We start from the raw sequence: 16,348 nt of genomic DNA, 5'->3' as shown, positions 1-16,348 counted from the left end.
GGCTCCCTTTCGGGGAGGCCCATTATGCACTTCGCCTGTCGAGCATGGCGCGCGCGATGGTGCCGGCGTCCACATACTCGAGCTCGCCCCCGACCGGGACGCCGCGCGCGAGGCGGCTGACCTTGAGGCCGCGCGCCTTCAGCATTTCGCTGATGTAATGGGCGGTCGCTTCGCCCTCGTTGGTGAAATTGGTGGCAAGCACCACTTCCTTGACGTCGCCGTCGGCGGCGCGGCTGACCAGTTTTTCCAGGTGCAGGTCCTTGGGACCGATGCCGTCCAGCGGCGACAGCCGCCCCATCAGCACGAAGTACAGGCCCTTGAAGGTCAGGGTCTGCTCGATCATCATCTGGTCGGCCGGCGTCTCGACGACGCACAGCAGCGTGCGGTCGCGCTGCTCGTCGGCGCACAGGTCGCAGACCTCGGTTTCCGAGAACGTGTTGCACAGCGCGCAGTGGTGCACCGCGTCGACGGCCTGGTACAGCGCGCGCGACAGCATGGCGGCGCCTTCGCGGTCGTGCTGCAGCAGGTGGAAGGCCATGCGCTGCGCCGACTTCGGTCCGACGCCCGGCAGGCGGCGCAGGGCCTCGGTGAGGAAGTCGAGCGATTTGGACATCACTATCTCCGGGTCTCTGGGTCCGCGCCTGGGCTTACTGCGCGCACCAGGCGGCCAGCGCGTCGACGCTCATGGTGGGCACGAACTCGGTGATCGCATAGGTCGCGAGGCCGGCCTGCCCGAACGGATCGTCGCGCAACGCGGCATCGAGCTCGGCACGGTCGGCGGCGTGGACGATGAGGATGCCGCCGTCGCGCGGCTCCTTGCGGCCCGACATCAGCATCAGCCCGCGCGCATACTGCTCCTCCAGCCAGGCGCGGTGCGCCGGCAGGTAGGCGTCGATGCGCTCGAGCGGCGCTATATAGGTGAGCGTAACGATGAACATTCGATGAGCTTTACGTGAGCTTTACGTGAGCATCAGAACGGCATCTTGAAGCCCGGCGGCAGCGGCAGGCCGGCGGTCAGGCCGCTCATCTTTTCCTGCGCGGTCGCTTCGGCCTTGCGCACGGCGTCGTTGAACGCGGCGGCCACCAGGTCTTCCAGCATGTCGCGGTCGTCGCCCAGCAGCGACGGGTCGATCGACACGCGCTTGACGTCGTTCTTGCAGGTCATGATGACCTTCACCAGGCCTGCGCCGGACTGGCCTTCGACTTCGATCTGGGCCAGCTGGTCCTGCGCCTTCTTCATGTTGTCCTGCATGGCCTGCGCCTGCTTCATCAGGCCTGCGAGCTGGTTTTTCATCATGATGCGTTCTCCAAAAAAGTCGGATGGATAAATCGTTTGTATCGTTTATATCGTTTATACGGGCGAATGCGGATCAGGTCGCGATCGGACGCACGGAGCCGGGCACGACGAACGCGTCGAACGTGCGCGCCATGTCCTGCACGAACGGATCGGCATCGACGGCCGCCTCGGCCTCGCGCTGCAGCCGCTCGCGCCTTGCCTTGGCTTCGGCGCTGGCCGTGTACCAGGTCGGCGCGATCTCGGTCTCGACGTTCACGCGCACGGCCGGGAACCGTTCCTGCAGGGCCGCGCACAGCTTTTCGCTGTTGCCGCTGGCGCGCAGCGTGTCGACCGGCACGCGCAGGCGGAATGTGGCGGCGGCACCGTCCGCCACGCACTCGACCAGCTCGGTCTGGAAGGCAAGCTGCTGGGCCACGCCGCGCAGCGGCAGCGACGCCGCCAGCGCCGGCCAGTTGCCGTCCCAGTCGATGGCCGGAACGGGCGTGATGACGTAGGCGTACGGCGGCGCGCTCGGTGCGGCGACGCGCGCGGGCGCGGCCATGGGCGGGGCGGCCACGGCCGGCCCATCCATCGCGACGGCGCTGTCGTCGGAAAACTCGGTGACCCAGGACGGCGGCTCGTCGTCGGCCACGGCCTGCCCGTTGGCGTGTCCTTGCGCCTGGGCCGGCTGGTGCTGCATGGACGGCTGCGGCTGGGGCGCCGCCTGCGGGGCGTTCTGCGGCGCCGGGTCCCATGGCGCCGTGGCAGCCACGCGCGCCGGGGCGGCCGCCGCACCGGCGACCGCGCCGGGGCCTGGCGCCGCCGACGGCGCAACCGGCGCCGGCGCAGGCGTCGCTGCAGGCCCGCTTGCCGGTGCCGGACGGCGGGGCACGCCGCCCATGCGCGAACCGGCGCGCGCCGCTTCCAGCGCCGCGTCGAGGGCCGCACGGGCCGACGTCATGGCGCGGCCGGCGCCGCCTTGCGCGGCCGGCGGTGCCGCCGGAGCGGGTGCGGACGCATGCACGGCTGCGGCTGCCGTGGGCGCCGGGCCCGGTCCTGCCGGCTGTGCGGCCGCGGGCGCCGCGGCTGCCGCCGGACGCGCCGGTGCCGCCTGCGGCATCGCCCGCGCCAGCGCGGCGGGCGCGGGCCGGGCTGCCTGGTCGGCCCCGCCCTGTCCCGGACGGAACGCCAGCATGCGCAGCAGCGTCATGGTGAAACCCGCGTACTCGTCCGGCGCGAGGCCGATCTCGTTGCGGCCGTGCACCGTGATCTGGTAATACAGCTGCACTTCCTGCGGATCGAATGCCGCCGCCAGGCGCTGGATGTCGGCCAGTTCCGGCAGGTCGTCCGGCAGCGCGGCCGGCACGGTCTGCGCCAGCGCGATCCGGTGCAGCAACGTGCCCAGGTCCTGCAGGGCGCCGTTGTACGACAGGCTGCGGCTGGCCATCTCGTCCGCGACGGCCATCAGGTCGGCGCCGTCCTCGTTGGCCAGCGCATCGAGCAGGCGGACCAGATAGGACTGGTCGAGCGCGCCCAGCATGCCCTGCACGGCGTCGAGCGTGACGGCGCCGGCCGCATACGCGATGGCCTGGTCGGTCAGCGACAGTGCGTCACGCATCGAGCCGTGCGCGCCCTGGGCCAGCAGGCGCAGCGCGGGCTGCTCGAACGTCACGCCTTCCTGGCCGAGGATGTTTTCCAGGTGGCCCACGATGTGGCCGGGCGGCATCTGCTTCAAATTGAATTGCAGGCAGCGCGACAGCACCGTCACGGGAATCTTTTGCGGGTCCGTCGTCGCGAGGATGAATTTCACGTGCTCGGGCGGTTCTTCCAGCGTCTTCAGCATCGCGTTGAAGGCGTGGTTCGTGAGCATGTGCACCTCGTCGATCATATAGACCTTGAAGCGCGCATTGCTCGGCGCGTAGACCGCCTGTTCCAGCAGCTGGGCCATCTCGTCGACGCCGCGGTTCGACGCGGCGTCCATCTCGACGTAGTCGACGAAGCGGCCGGCATCGATCGCGCGGCACGGTTCGCACTGGCCGCACGGTTCGGCCGTGATCGACCCGTTGCCGTCCGGCCCGACGCAGTTGAGCGACTTGGCCAGGATGCGCGACAGCGTGGTCTTGCCCACCCCGCGCGTGCCGGTGAACAGATAGGCGTGGTGCAGCCGTCCGGTACGCAAGGCATGGGTCAGTGCACGGACGACGTGCTCCTGGCCAACCAGCGTTTCAAAGTTCCGGGGACGGTATTTGCGGGCGAGGACTTGATAGGACATACCGCGATTTTACCGTACACCGCGGCCATCGCGGCAACATTAGACGCTCGTCCGGAATTCCCCTACACTGATGTTTTTCTTTCAATTCGGAAAAAATGAAAACATCCCTGCAACTTCCGCTGGTTGTCGCTTCCCTGCTGCTCGCGTTGCCGGGCCATGCCGCCGAACGCGAATGGATTCCGTACCGCAAACTGGTCGACGTCATCAAGCTGGACAAGTTCGATGCCCTGCCCCCGGCCGAGCGCGACAAGGTGGTGTTGTACGCCAAGCTGGTGCCGGTCAACAAGGCGATCTCGCCGCTGGATGCGGGCCTCGTCGTCGTGGACGGCGCCAGCCGGACACCCATGCCGCTCGATGCCAGCGGACGCGCGCGCATGACGCTCAACCCGCAGTGGCTCGCGCATGACGCGCAGATCTGGACGAGCCTGCCCAAGGGCGAAAAGATGCGCATGGGTTTCGACCTCGGCGCCGTGCTGCCCGAGACGACGCAGTGGCGCTACGCGGCCGTGATGGGCGCCATCCCCCAGACCAATGCCGCGATCGGCAAGGTCGCCGGCGCGCTGAGTATGTTCGTGCCCACGATGAAATCGGTGATCTTCAAGTTCGACAAGCCGGCCCAGCTGACCATCAAGACCGCCAGCGGCGACAAGAGCTACGCCAGCGACGCCCAGCACCGTGTCAGGCTCAAGTTCGACGAGGACATGCTGAAGGAAAACCCACTGGTGGAGTGGTCGATGCGGCCGTTCGAAGCGGAAATCGACGACTGAGAACGTCGCGGCAAACAAAAACAGCTGCCGCGGCAGCTGTTTTAAAAATCAGAAGGCGAGCCTGATCTGCGGCACTTGCGGTGAACGGCTTTGGCTGCTTCGTTCCCGACCTGACCAGGTAAACCATGCCACAATGCGCAGGGGCCCGCCAGCGCTCATTATAACCGAGTGTGGGGGCGGCGGCAAACCGCATTGCCGGCAGTGGATGATGCGTGCATACCTTATATAGACTACGCACGCATCCGTCAGCGTCAATCGAACATCACAGCCCCAGCTGCTGCCAGATCCCATCCACCCGCGCCTTCACGTCCGGCGTCATGACGATCGGCGTCCCCCACTCCCGGTTCGTTTCGCCCGGCCACTTATTAGTAGCATCGATACCCATCTTGCTGCCCAGGCCGCTGATCGGCGACGCGAAGTCGAGGTAATCGATCGGCGTGTTGTCGACCAGGACCGTGTCGCGCGTCGGGTCCACGCGCGTCGTGATGGCCCAGATCACTTCCTTCCAGTCACGCACGTCGACGTCCTCGTCCACGACGACGATGAATTTGGTATACATGAACTGGCGCAGGAAGCTCCAGACGCCGAACATCACGCGCTTGGCGTGGCCGGCGTACTGCTTCTTCATCTGCACGACGGCCATGCGGTAGCTGCAGCCCTCGGGCGGCAGATAAAAGTCCGTTATCTCCGTAAACTGTTTCTGCAGCAACGGCACGAACACTTCGTTCAGCGCCACGCCGAGGACGGCCGGCTCGTCCGGCGGCTTGCCCGTATAGGTCGAGTGATAGATCGGATCGCGCCGCATCGTGATGCGGTCGATCGTGAAGACGGGAAACCAGTCCTGCTCATTGTAATAACCGGTGTGGTCGCCATACGGACCTTCGAGCGCATGTTCGAAGCCGGACGGATGGGTCTCATCCGGATAGATATGGCCCTCCAGCACGATCTCGGCGGATGCCGGCACCCGCAGGTCGCTGCCGATGGCCTTCGTGAGCACCGTGCGCTGGCCGCGCAGCAGGCCGGCGAACTGGTATTCGGACAGCGTGTCCGGCACCGGCGTCACCGCGCCGAGGATCGTGGCCGGGTCGGCGCCCAGCGCCACCGCCACCGGATATGGCTTGCCTGGGTTGGCGATGCAGTGTTCGCGGAAATCGAGCGCGCCGCCGCGGTGGGCGAGCCAGCGCATGATGACCTTGTTCGGCCCCAATACCTGCTGGCGGTAGATGCCCAGGTTCTGGCGCTTCTTGTTCGGCCCCTTCGTGATCACGAGGCCCCACGTGATGAGGGGCGCGATGTCGCCCGGCCAGCAGTGCTGGATCGGCAGGCGCGCGAGGTCGACGTCCTGGCCTTCCCAGACGATTTCCTGGCACGGGGCGCCCTTCACTTCCTTGGGTGCCATGTCCCACACCGCCTTGACGAGCGAGCCGAGGTCCATGATGTCCCGGAAACCCTTGGGCGGCTCCGGCTCCTTGAGGCGCGCCAGCACGTGGCCGATCTTGCGCAGCTCGCCCACGTCGTCCGCCCCCATGCCGAGCGCCACGCGGCGCGGCGTGCCGAAGAGGTTGGCCAGGACGGGCATGGAATACGGCGCGCCGTCGGGGCCCACCGGCCGTTCGAACAGCAGCGCCGGCCCGCCGGCGCGCAGGACGCGGTCGCACACCTCCGTCATTTCAAGATTCGGTGAAATAGGCGCCGATACGCGCTTGAAGTCATCGATTTCTTTCAACTTAGCAATAAAATCCCGTAAATCAGAGTAGTTCATCGAATTTTTAATTCTTTTTTACATCTTTTGAGGTGTGCTAACAATCGGCGGCAAGTGGTTGATTTGCCAAAGAATTGATGAGCTCCAGGGCAGTCTTTAGATCTAAAAGTAATAGAACGATTGAGTGCTAGTATTGACTTGATATAAACGAGCTTCTACAATCCGGCGTACAAATTGAGACGGGCCCGTCCAGCACGTGATTTTAGCCGGTCTCATTCTTTCACGGGGTCGGGGCCCCAGCGACATTTTAGGAGTGTTTTCACTGGGCGTCTGCCCAACCAACCCCGAGACAGTTGTTAGCCACTGGGCGCCTCCACTGCAGCGCGGCCCAGCTGAAGCAAGCAATGACGGCGTTCCTCGACCGCTACGGGCGGCGACGGACGGTTTTCTGATGCACGGCATGAGTACGCTCGAACGCTGCGCCCACGCGCTGCGCCGGGACCGCTTTTTCCGCGACAAAGGAGAGACGATGATCCATCGCTTCATCGGCACGAGCGCAAGGCTCGTCCAACACATGGCCAGCCAGCCAGTCACGTGGTCTTCCGTGATCAAAGCGGCACGCGGTTTATTGACTACCGCACAACATACCCTGACCGTTTTCGGTCTTTCTGCAGTTGCAATGATTGCCCTGCTGTACAGCCGCCCCGATTTTGCGAAACGGGTGTCGGATTTCCTGAGCCCGCACCAGAGCGCACCGGCGCAGGTTGCGGCCAATGCATCGATCCAGCTCGTTGCCGCGCGCGGCGCGGACGCCGTCGAGATCGCCAACAGCGACGACAAGGCGCAGAGCCATCCGACCCGTCAGCAGAAGTACGTGACGGACTGGCTGTCGCGCCGCTACCGCGTGGCCGGCGACGCCGCCAACATGCTCGTCTCGACCGCCTACAGCACGGCGCACGAGATCAAGCTGGATCCGCTGCTGATCCTGGCCGTGATGGCCATCGAGTCGGGCCTGAATCCGTTCGCGGAAAGCCCGATGGGCGCGCAGGGCCTGATGCAGGTGATGTCCAAGGTCCACAGCGACAAGTTCGAGGAAGTCGGCGGCTCGCAGGCCGCCCTGAATCCGGTTGCCAACATCCGTGTCGGCGCCCTGATCCTAAAGGACTACGTGAACCGCACCGGCTCGGTCGAAGGCGCCCTGAAGAGCTATGTCGGCGCCGGCGCTGCCGATGACGATTCCGGCTACGGCTCCAAGGTCCTGACCGAATACAAGCGCCTGAAGCAGGTCGCCAGCGGCAAGAACGTGCCGATCTACTTCCCGCCGGCCTCGGCACCGGCACCGAGCACGACGCTGGCCCAGAAGTCGCTCGGCGCGCCGGCCAAGCCGGACAGCGCCGCGGTCGACGCCGCCCATGGCAACAGCGAGAGCGGCGAAACGGTCGCCGGCCTCTGAGTCTTACCCTTTCCTGGTCGAAAGCCACTGTCGGCGAGAGCTGGCGGTGGCTTTCTTTTTGGCCGGCGCCACTTGCTTTGCCGTGGCATCGCTTGCTTTGCCTGGCACCGTTTACCGTCGCCCCCGCGAAGGCGGGGGCCCAATTTTGCTGCCGCTGCCGATACATCGGCCGCTACGGCGCCGGTAGCACCACTTGGGTCCCCGCCTTCGCGGGGACGACGTTGCATGTCGCTGCCGCTGCCGATACATCGGCCACGACGGCGCCGATAACACCACTTGGGTCCCCGCCTTCGCGGGGACGACGTTGCATGTCGCTGCCGACGCATCAGCCATTGCAGCTCCGGTAACACCACTTGCCCCCCGCCTTCGCGGGGACGACGCTCTAAAGCCGTCACATAAAACAAAAGCCGCCCCGGTTTCCCGGGACGGCCTTCTAATATAGAGCTAGCAGGAAACTGCTCAGCGCCGCGCGTCCGCCGTCACCTCATCGGGCCGCATCTTGCCGGCCAGGCGGTCGAGCACGCCGTTCACGTACTTGTGGCCGTCGATGCCGCCGAAGGACTTGGTCAGTTCCACGGCCTCGTTGATCACGACGCGGTACGGGATCTCGATCTGGTTCTTCAGCTCGTACGCGCCGAGCAGCAGCACGGCGTGCTCGATCGGCGACAGTTCCGCGATCGGACGGTCGACGGTCGGGGCGATCACCTCGCGCAGCTCGACCGACTGGGCGATCGCACCGTGCAGCAGCTCCATGAAGTATTCGCCGTCGGCCTTGTCGAAGCCGTGCGCGCTGCGGATGTTGGTGACGACCGTAGCGGCCGGCTCATTGTTCAGCAGCCATTGATACAGCCCCTGGAGCGCGAACTCGCGCGCGCGGTGGCGCGGCGTGCGGTTCTTGTTGGGGTTGGCGTGCGCGTTCTTGTCAGTCATGGTTTTACTCTTCTTCGGCTTGCAGCTCTTCGAGGCCCAGCAGCAGGTTGGCCATCTCGACCGCAACGCGCGCCGCATCCGTACCCTTCTCGGCCATGCGGGCCTCGGCCTGCTCGTCGTTCTCGGTGGTCAGGACGGCGTTGGCGATCGGCATGCCGTAATCCAGGCCGATGCGGGTGATGCCGGCGCCCGATTCGTTCGACACGAGTTCGAAGTGGTAGGTTTCGCCGCGGATGACGGCGCCCAGCGCGATCAGGGAATCGAACTGCTGCGTCTCGGCCATCTTCTGCAGGGCCAGCGGGATTTCCAGCGCGCCCGGGACCGTCACGTGCAGGATGTCTTCGTCGGCCACGCCGAGATGTTTCAGTTCCGCCAGGCAGGCCGACAGCAGGCCATGGCCGACGTCGGCATTGAAACGTGCCTGCACGATACCGATGCGCAAGCCTTCACCTGCCATATTGCTTTCAAAAGTTCCTACCGTCATGGCTATGCCTCTTGTTCTCTTTGCTTCGTTAATTAATGGGTCAATGTTACCGCGTTACCTATGCCGTGCGTAACGCGTCATGCCTTGATTTCACATCCGGGCTTGGCCAGATAGCCGGTCACTTCGAGGTCGAAGCCGGTCATGGACGGCATCTTGCGCGGATTGGCCAGCAGCTTCATCTTGCGCACGCCGAGCTGGCGCAGGATCTGCGCGCCGATGCCGTAGGTGCGCAGGTCCAGGTTGGCCGCGCGGCCGACCGGGCGGACCGGCTTGTCCTCGAACTGGGCGAACAGTTCGTCGGCCGTCTCGGCGCAGTCGAGCAGCACGATCACGCCCGACTCCGACGCCTTCACGGCCTGCATCGCGGCCGCCATGTTCCACGAGTGCGACGTCGAGTTACTGTCGAGCACGTCGAGAATCGATACCGGCTGGTGCACGCGCACGAGGGCCTCGCGGTCTTCCTGCGGGGCGCCGTGCACGAGCGCCAGGTGCGCCGAACCGCTCGGCTTGTCGCGGAAGGCGACCAGCTTGAACTCGCCATGCACGGTCGACAGCGCACGTTCCGCCACGCGCTCGACGAGCGTCTCGTTCTGGCTGCGATAATGGATCAGGTCGGCAATGGTGCCGATCTTGAGGCCGTGTTCCTGCGCGAATTCCAGCAGGTCCGGCAGGCGTGCCATCGTGCCGTCTTCCTTGATGATCTCGCAGATGACGGACGCCGGCGTCAGGCCCGCCATCTCGGTCAGGTCGCAGCCGGCCTCCGTGTGGCCGGCGCGCATCAGCACGCCGCCCTTGACGGCGCGCAGCGGGAAGATGTGGCCCGGCTGGACGAGGTCTTCCGGCTTCGCGTCCTTCGCCACCGCCACCTGGATGGTGCGGGCGCGGTCGGCCGCCGAGATGCCGGTCGTGACGCCTTCGGCCGCCTCGATCGAGACGGTGAAGTTGGTGCCGAACGACGTGCCGTTACGGCTCGTCATCATCGGCAGTTCGAGACGGTCGCAGATCTCCTGGGACAGCGTCAGGCAGACGAGGCCGCGCGCGTGGCGGATCATGAAGTTGATCGCCTCGGGCGTGACGTGTTCGGCGGCAAGCACCAGGTCGCCTTCGTTCTCGCGGTCTTCCTCGTCGACCAAAATGACCATGCGCCCGGCGCGCAGTTCGTCAACGATTTCCTGGGTGGTGGAGATAGGCATGTGGATTCCTCGATTACGGACCGGCTGATGCGGAAATCCGCTATTTTAAAGGATTTGCCAGCCCTCGACCGTATCGCCGCCGGGCCGCCGCCCCGTCTAGAGTCCCGCTACCACTATCGCCCCATTGTTTCGTTGCATAATGACAACGAGACGCTCGATCGGCCCTGCGTTACATCATGCTCATTTACAAGTGTGACGCCGGTCGGGCAAGGTAGAATGATTTTTTCTGTGTGAGGACGTCGTCGCATGCTGATCCGTATCGCCCGTATTTCTTTCCTCGTCGCTGCCCTGCTCGTGCAGGGCCTGGCGCCGGGCGCGCCCCTGCGGCTGGACGATCCGCTGCCGATCGGGGCCCAGGTCAAGGTCGGCAAGCTCGACAATGGCCTGACCTATTACATCCAGCGCAACCGCATGCCCGAGCACAAGCTGGAACTGCGCCTCGTCGTCAAGGCCGGCTCCATCCTCGAGGACGACGACCAGCAGGGCCTGGCCCACTTCACCGAGCACATGGCCTTCAACGGCTCGCGCCACTTCAAGAAGCACGAGCTGGTCTCGTACCTGCAGTCGATCGGCGTGAAGTTCGGCGCCGACCTGAACGCCTACACGTCGTTCGACGAGACCGTCTACATCCTGCCCGTGCCGTCCGACCGCAAGGAAGACCTGGACAAGGCCTTCCTCGTGCTGGAAGACTGGGCCCACGGCCTGACGCTGACCGATGCCGACATCGACAAGGAGCGCGACATCATCCTCGAGGAAGCGCGCCTCGGCAAGGGCGCGGGCGACCGCATCCAGAAGGTGCTGATGCCCAAGATTTACAACGGCTCGCGCTACGCCGACCGCCTGCCGATCGGCCAGGAAGACGTCATCCGCAGCTTCAAGCCGGACACGCTGCGCCGCTTCTACCGCGACTGGTATCGTCCGGACCTGATGGCCGTCGTCGCGGTCGGCGACATCGATCCGGCGAAGGCCGAGCAAATGATCCGGCGCCATTTCGCCAGTCTCAAGAACCCTGCTCACGAGCGCCCGCGCGAGTACGCGAAGATCCCGGCCCGCACGGACAACGAAGCACTCGTCGTCACCGACAAGGAAGCAGGCCCGGCGTCGATCCTGATCCGCTACCCGGTCCGCCCGTTCCACGAGCGCGAGACGCTGCGCGGCTACCGCGAGCAACTGGTCGAGGCCCTGTTCGCCGGCATGCTCAACCAGCGCTTGCAGGAATTGTCGCAAGAGCCCTCCCCGCCCTTCATCGGCGCCAGCAGCGCGCTGTCGCGCCTGACCCCGCGCTACCGTTCCTACAATGCGATGGCCGCGCTCGGCATGAACGGCGCCACCGTCGCCATCGACGCGCTCGTGCAGGAAAACGAGAGCGCGCGCCGCTTCGGCTTCACGGCGGTCGAACTCGACCGCATGAAAAAGACGATGATGCGCACCTACGAACGCGCCTGGAACGAACGGGACAAGACCGATTCCGCCGTCCACGCGTCCGAATTGATGCGCAACTTCCTCGAAGGCGAATCGATCCCCGGCATCGATGCGGAATACCGCTACGTGAAGGAATTCGCGCCCGGCATCACGCTCGATGAAATCAATGCCTATGCGGCAAAAACCATCCCGGCCGACTCCGGCAAGCTCGTGATCTACACAGGCTCGACCAAGACCGAAGGCGACGCCCCGATCCCGACCGGCGACCAGCTGCTGGCGGCCATCACGGCTGCCGAAAAGCGCGACGTGCACCCGCACGACGAAAAGGCCGTGGCCGCGCACCTCATGGAACACCCGCCGGCACCGGGCAAGATCGTCGACGAAAGCCGCGACACGTCGCTCGGCCTGACCCGGCTGACGCTGTCGAACGGCGTCAAGGTGATCCTCAAGCCGACCACGTTCCGCAACGACCAGGTCCTGATGAGCGCCGCCCGCTTCGGCGGCCAGAGCCTGTTCGACGACAAGGACATGTTCAACGCCCGCTACGCCGACACGATCGTCGCCGCCATGGGCCTGAAGGATTTCTCGCCGCTCGACATGCGCAAGATCCTGGCCGGCAAGGCCGCGTCCGTGAGCGCCGGCCTCGGCAACAACACGGACGTGGTCGCGGGCACGGCGGGCGCCACCGACGTCGAGACGATGCTGCAGATGGTGTGGCTCAAGTTCGCCGGCGTGCGGCGCGACGAGGATTTGTATAAATCGTTCATCGGCAAGCAGATGGAACTGGCGCGCAACCGCCTGTCGCAGCCGGGCGCCCTGTTCGGCGACACCGTGCTGGCCACGCTGTACAACAACAATCCGCGCGCACCGCGTGCGCTGCGCCCCGAAGACATCTCCAAGATCGACCTCGACCGCGCCATCGCCATCTACCGCCAGCGCTTTTCCAGCGCCAAGGACCTGACGTTCATCTTCGTCGGCAGCTTCGACGTGGCCGCCATCAAGCCGCTGGTGGCGACCTACCTCGGCAGCCTGCCGACGCCGGACATCCCGACGGCCTACCGCGACCTCGGCATCCGCCCCGTGTCGGGCGTCGTCAAGCGCGAAGTCAAGAGCGGCTCGGAAGACCGCAGCACCGTGTCGCTGACCTTCACGGGCCCGACCGACGTCACGGAGCTGGAAGAACTGCGCCTGTCCGCGCTGACGGAAGTGATGAACATCCGCATCATCGACGTGCTGCGCGAGAAGCTGGGCCTGATCTACGGCGGCGGCATGGAAGGCTCGATGACGCGCATTCCATACAGCCACTACACGATCGGCGTCACCCTGCCGACCGGCCCCGACAACGTCGACAAGGTGCTGAGCGCGACCTTCGCCGAAATCGAGCGCATGCGCACGGCGGGGCCGTCGCAGGCCGACCTGGACAAGGTCAAGACGAACTGGCTGCAAACGTATCGCAAGTCGCTGCAGGACAACACCTACTGGCTGGCCGCCCTGCAGACGTCGCTGACGGAAGGCACCGATCCGGGCACCATCCTCACGTTCGACAAGGAAGTGCAGAACCTGACCGTGGACGACGTGAAGCGCGCTGCGCAGCGTTACCTGAACACGGGGAATTATGTGCAGGTGGTCTTGAATCCGGAAGCGAAGGCCGCGGCCGCCCAGGCAAGGAACGAGGCCGGCAAGACGCCGAGGTCGTAGGGCATTCGAGGCCGGGGCCTCGAATGAAACGTGCCCGCGCGTGACGTATGGGGTACGCGAACGTCACGCGTGGGCACGGGGTGCCCACCCTGCGTTTTCGTTACACCGACATCGCCATCAGCGTGCCGTGATCATTTCAGGTATTTGTTGAACCACGCGATCTCGCGCGCCCGCAGGTCGCGCTGGTTCTCCGGCTTGCGGAACGCGTGGCCCTCGCCGTCATACACGAGCAACGTGGTCGGCACGCCCATCGCCCGCAGGCCGTGCCAGAACTCGAACGACTGCGCCGGCGGGCACTCGACGTCGCGCTCCCCCACATAGACCAGCGTCGGCGTGCGCGCCGCCTTGATCGATTCGATGGGCGATGCGGCGCGGTAGATCGCCGGATCGTCGTACATCGTCGCGCCGAAAAACGGCACCATCCACTGGTCGATGCCGTTCTGGCCGTAATAGCTGATCCAGTTGGCGATGCCGGCGCCGGCCACCGCGGCCTTGAAGCGCTCGCTGTGCGTGACGCCCCACATCGTCATGAAGCCGCCGTACGAATGGCCCGCCAGCCCGAGGCGGTTGCCGTCGATGGGCGCCTGTGCGATGGCCGCGTCGACGCCGGCCAGGATGTCGCGCCAGTCGCCGCCGCCGAAGTCGCGCTTGTTCGCGCGCGTGAAAGCCGCGCCCTGGCCATAGCTGCCGCGCGGATTCGGCATGAAGACGAAATAACCTTCCTTCACCAATGCGCGCACGAGCGGGTTGCCGCTGTCGCCGCCCGACACATAACGGGGCGTCACGGCCGCCGCGGGGCCGCCGTGTACCTGCACGATCATCGGATACTTGCGGCCCGCGGCGACGTCGCGCGGGCCCACCAGCCAGCCCTGCACGTTGAAGCCTTCATTGGTCCAGCCGACGCTGCGCGCGGCCACCTGTGGCGCGAAGCCGTCGTTGTCGCGGGTGATGGGCTGCAGTTCCGGCAGGCGTCCGGCGATGATCCGCGGCGCGTGCTCGAAATCCTCCGTCACCGATGCGGCCACGCGGCCGTCCGCGCTGAACACGAAGTGCCCGTCGCGATTGGCCGTTGCGCCCACCGGCGCCTGCCACAGCATGCGCGTCGCGCGCGCGTCCGGGTCGATCGCCGCGATGCCGGCATCGCTGCCCGCCAGCACGGAGGCGAGCAACGCCTTGCCGCGCCACGTGATGCCGTTGAAGGTGCCTTTGTAGTCCGGCGTCACGTCGACCGGTTCGCCGCCTTCCAGCGGCACGGTGTACACGTCGCCGCCGACGGAGCCGAAGTCGCTCATCAGGCCGCCGATGAACGCCACCGTGCGGCCGTCCGGCGACACGTGCGGCATGTTCATCTGCATCTTCGGCGCCGCGATCACGCGCAGGCGGCCGTTGGCCGCGTCGACGTGGCCCAGCGTGGCGATCCACCAGTTGTTGTCGCCATTGCCCTGCGCGCTCGTGACGACGAAGCCCTTGCCGTCCGGCGTCCAGTCGTATTCATACACGAAGGTATCGGCCGGCGACACGAGCCGGTAGTCGCCGCCGGCAGCCGGGACGATGGCGATGCGCTGCTCGTCCTCTTGCTGCGCGAGGCCGATCTCGCCGATCTGGCGCGCGCCCGCTTCGACGGCGCCCGTCAGCTTCTTCGCGCCGACCGTCGCCAGGAAGGCGACCTGGCGCCCGTCCGGCGACCAGCGCACGGTGCCGGCGACGCCTTTGACGGTGGCGAGCGGCGTCGCCCGGCCGTCACGCAACAGCACGACGGTGGCCGTGCCGGCCCTGGGGTCGGCGACGATTCCGGCCAGCGTCTTCTGGTCCGGCGACCAGGCCAGCGTCTCCAGCCGGCATTCGGCGCAATCGGACTTTTGCCACGCCGATGCGATTTTGCCCGTGGCCGTGTCGCGCACGACGACGCGCGGTCCCGTCCGCGGTTCACCCTCCACCGCTTCGACGGCCGCGATGCGTTCGCCGCCCGGCGTCATCGCGAGCGTGCGGTAGGTACGCATGCCGGCCGGGTCGGCCTGTGCCAGCCCCGCCGCGGCCAGCAGCGTGATCAACGCCGCGGCACGCGCGCAGGCCGCGCCATGCTTGTGGATATCCTGGGTCATCGTCTCGTCCTTGTTATCGTTGTGGGTTCCAACGTAAAGACGCGCGCGAATGACCCGCCTACGCTGGAGCAAATGCCAGCGGGAAGTCTACGCCAACTGAGCCAGAGTCGGTTGGACTTCCCGCGCTTCGGCCCCAATGCAAGAAAATTCTAACGATCCATGACTGAGCACTCAGGACTCACACCCAGCCTCGATAGCCTCATTGAGGATGTATTCGGCGCTGGAAATACCGCTGTCCTGAGCAACGTTGAGGAGGGCTCCCGTCACGCGAGTTCGGCACCACGCGACAAAAGCCCTTATCGTTGGCGGAATTTCACCAGGTTGATTCCACTGCCTCCACAAATCAAGCTCTCTTCAACCAGCCCACCGGGATCGACAGTGCCGCCGACGACGCGATCGCTGACCTTGATTTCCCCGCGATAACAAACCGCTTCCATGCCATCCAGGTTCACGGGATAACTCGTCTTGTTTTTAAACGTGCACTTTACCCAAGAGCCAGAAAGGCCTCCATATTCTTCACATTTCACGACGTCGATCGCAGGCTGATAGACCTGATCGATTTCAGTTTTGATATTTCCACCACACCCGCTTAAAAAAACCGCGAGCAGACAAAATATTGGCTTGGTTGATATTTTCATATTGATAAATAATGCCTGGGTTGCGAGTGCAGTTATTGTTCTCTGCGCATAATCATAATGGCATGCAGAGTTTCCCTTGGGAACATATTATTCTCGCATAACAACTAATCACGTGTGGTCAGCTGCGTTTAAAACCTGGATATTGTTGGCCTAGTGCAACGCAAGATCGCGATAGATAAGCGTGTATTACGCTGCATTTTTTTCAATCTGGCGTTTCGGTCATTAATGAATAACCAAGCCTGCGTCGGAGCCAATCTGGGTGGCGGCACGCCACACGACCAATAAGCGATGGCGACATTCGCCGCTTTTCGTGGGCCGGCGCGAATCGCGGGCGCGACCCGGGATGTCGAGATGCCGCTTGAATTGGAAAGTATCCCAGGCGGGATATCGCGGCTACCAAAGGATGTAGAA

13 protein-coding genes and 1 other RNA gene are annotated in these 16,348 nt (G+C 65.1%); 3 read left to right on the top strand and 11 right to left on the bottom strand.

Annotated elements, in window-relative coordinates; all coding sequences use genetic code 11:
- Positions 1-22 precede the first annotated feature (22 nt).
- From recR to ACEN9Q_RS05430, 4 genes are all read right to left on the bottom strand, one after another.
- Positions 23-613, bottom strand: coding sequence for a recombination mediator RecR (gene recR, locus ACEN9Q_RS05445; RefSeq protein WP_056447571.1), 591 nt, complete (start codon positions 611-613; stop codon positions 23-25).
- A 34-nt stretch (positions 614-647) separates the two neighbouring features.
- Entirely contained in the window at positions 648-938 is a 291-nt protein-coding gene (locus tag ACEN9Q_RS05440) for a YciI family protein (protein WP_056447569.1), read from the bottom strand.
- Positions 939-970: 32 nt separating this feature from the next.
- Positions 971-1,297, bottom strand: a complete 327-nt coding sequence (locus ACEN9Q_RS05435) for a YbaB/EbfC family nucleoid-associated protein (RefSeq protein ID WP_322403292.1) — start codon at positions 1,295-1,297, stop codon at positions 971-973.
- A gap of 73 nt (positions 1,298-1,370) precedes the next feature.
- Positions 1,371-3,548 carry a DNA polymerase III subunit gamma/tau gene (locus ACEN9Q_RS05430; RefSeq protein ID WP_495627615.1) on the bottom strand — a complete coding sequence of 726 codons (2,178 nt, stop codon included), beginning with the start codon at positions 3,546-3,548 and terminating at the stop codon, positions 1,371-1,373.
- Between the two features lie 95 nt (positions 3,549-3,643).
- Here ACEN9Q_RS05430 and ACEN9Q_RS05425 point away from each other — a divergent pair, with 95 nt between their 5' ends.
- Entirely contained in the window at positions 3,644-4,315 is a 672-nt protein-coding gene (locus ACEN9Q_RS05425) for a hypothetical protein (protein ID WP_495627614.1), read from the top strand.
- 51 nt (positions 4,316-4,366) lie between these two features.
- On the opposite strand, the gene ffs is transcribed toward ACEN9Q_RS05425, so the two are convergent.
- Together ffs and ubiD are read right to left on the bottom strand one after the other, a co-directional pair.
- Positions 4,367-4,465, bottom strand: an RNA gene (ffs, locus tag ACEN9Q_RS05420) — signal recognition particle sRNA small type.
- Positions 4,466-4,577: 112 nt separating this feature from the next.
- Entirely contained in the window at positions 4,578-6,077 is a 1,500-nt protein-coding gene (ubiD, locus tag ACEN9Q_RS05415) for a 4-hydroxy-3-polyprenylbenzoate decarboxylase (protein WP_495627613.1), read from the bottom strand.
- Positions 6,078-6,591: 514 nt separating this feature from the next.
- Between ubiD and ACEN9Q_RS05410 the strand changes: the two genes are divergently transcribed.
- Positions 6,592-7,470 carry a transglycosylase SLT domain-containing protein gene (locus ACEN9Q_RS05410; protein ID WP_082548265.1) on the top strand — a complete coding sequence of 293 codons (879 nt, stop codon included), beginning with the start codon at positions 6,592-6,594 and terminating at the stop codon, positions 7,468-7,470.
- Positions 7,471-7,929: 459 nt separating this feature from the next.
- On the opposite strand, the gene nusB is transcribed toward ACEN9Q_RS05410, so the two are convergent.
- The 3 genes from nusB to ribBA form a co-directional block, all read right to left on the bottom strand.
- Positions 7,930-8,400 carry a transcription antitermination factor NusB gene (gene nusB / locus ACEN9Q_RS05405; RefSeq protein WP_056447559.1) on the bottom strand — a complete coding sequence of 157 codons (471 nt, stop codon included), beginning with the start codon at positions 8,398-8,400 and terminating at the stop codon, positions 7,930-7,932.
- Positions 8,401-8,404: 4 nt separating this feature from the next.
- Positions 8,405-8,884, bottom strand: a complete 480-nt coding sequence (ribH, locus tag ACEN9Q_RS05400) for a 6,7-dimethyl-8-ribityllumazine synthase (protein WP_056447556.1) — start codon at positions 8,882-8,884, stop codon at positions 8,405-8,407.
- A gap of 77 nt (positions 8,885-8,961) precedes the next feature.
- On the bottom strand, positions 8,962-10,077 hold the full coding sequence (gene ribBA, locus ACEN9Q_RS05395) for a bifunctional 3,4-dihydroxy-2-butanone-4-phosphate synthase/GTP cyclohydrolase II (RefSeq protein ID WP_056447554.1): 1,116 nt from the start codon (positions 10,075-10,077) through the stop codon (positions 8,962-8,964).
- Positions 10,078-10,323: 246 nt separating this feature from the next.
- Between ribBA and ACEN9Q_RS05390 the strand changes: the two genes are divergently transcribed.
- Entirely contained in the window at positions 10,324-13,197 is a 2,874-nt protein-coding gene (locus ACEN9Q_RS05390; RefSeq protein ID WP_495627612.1) for a M16 family metallopeptidase, read from the top strand.
- A gap of 131 nt (positions 13,198-13,328) precedes the next feature.
- On the opposite strand, the gene ACEN9Q_RS05385 is transcribed toward ACEN9Q_RS05390, so the two are convergent.
- Both ACEN9Q_RS05385 and ACEN9Q_RS05380 read right to left on the bottom strand, forming a co-directional pair.
- Positions 13,329-15,299 carry a S9 family peptidase gene (locus ACEN9Q_RS05385; RefSeq protein WP_495627611.1) on the bottom strand — a complete coding sequence of 657 codons (1,971 nt, stop codon included), beginning with the start codon at positions 15,297-15,299 and terminating at the stop codon, positions 13,329-13,331.
- A 296-nt stretch (positions 15,300-15,595) separates the two neighbouring features.
- Positions 15,596-15,937: a hypothetical protein gene (locus ACEN9Q_RS05380; RefSeq protein WP_157202070.1), complete on the bottom strand. Its 342-nt coding sequence runs from the start codon at positions 15,935-15,937 to the stop codon at positions 15,596-15,598.
- Positions 15,938-16,348 lie beyond the last annotated feature (411 nt).

It is taken from the genome of Massilia sp. Masssp93, assembly GCF_059491295.1.
The sequence above is the reverse complement of the archived record's forward strand: the minus strand, read 5'-3'. Positions and strand labels throughout refer to the sequence as shown.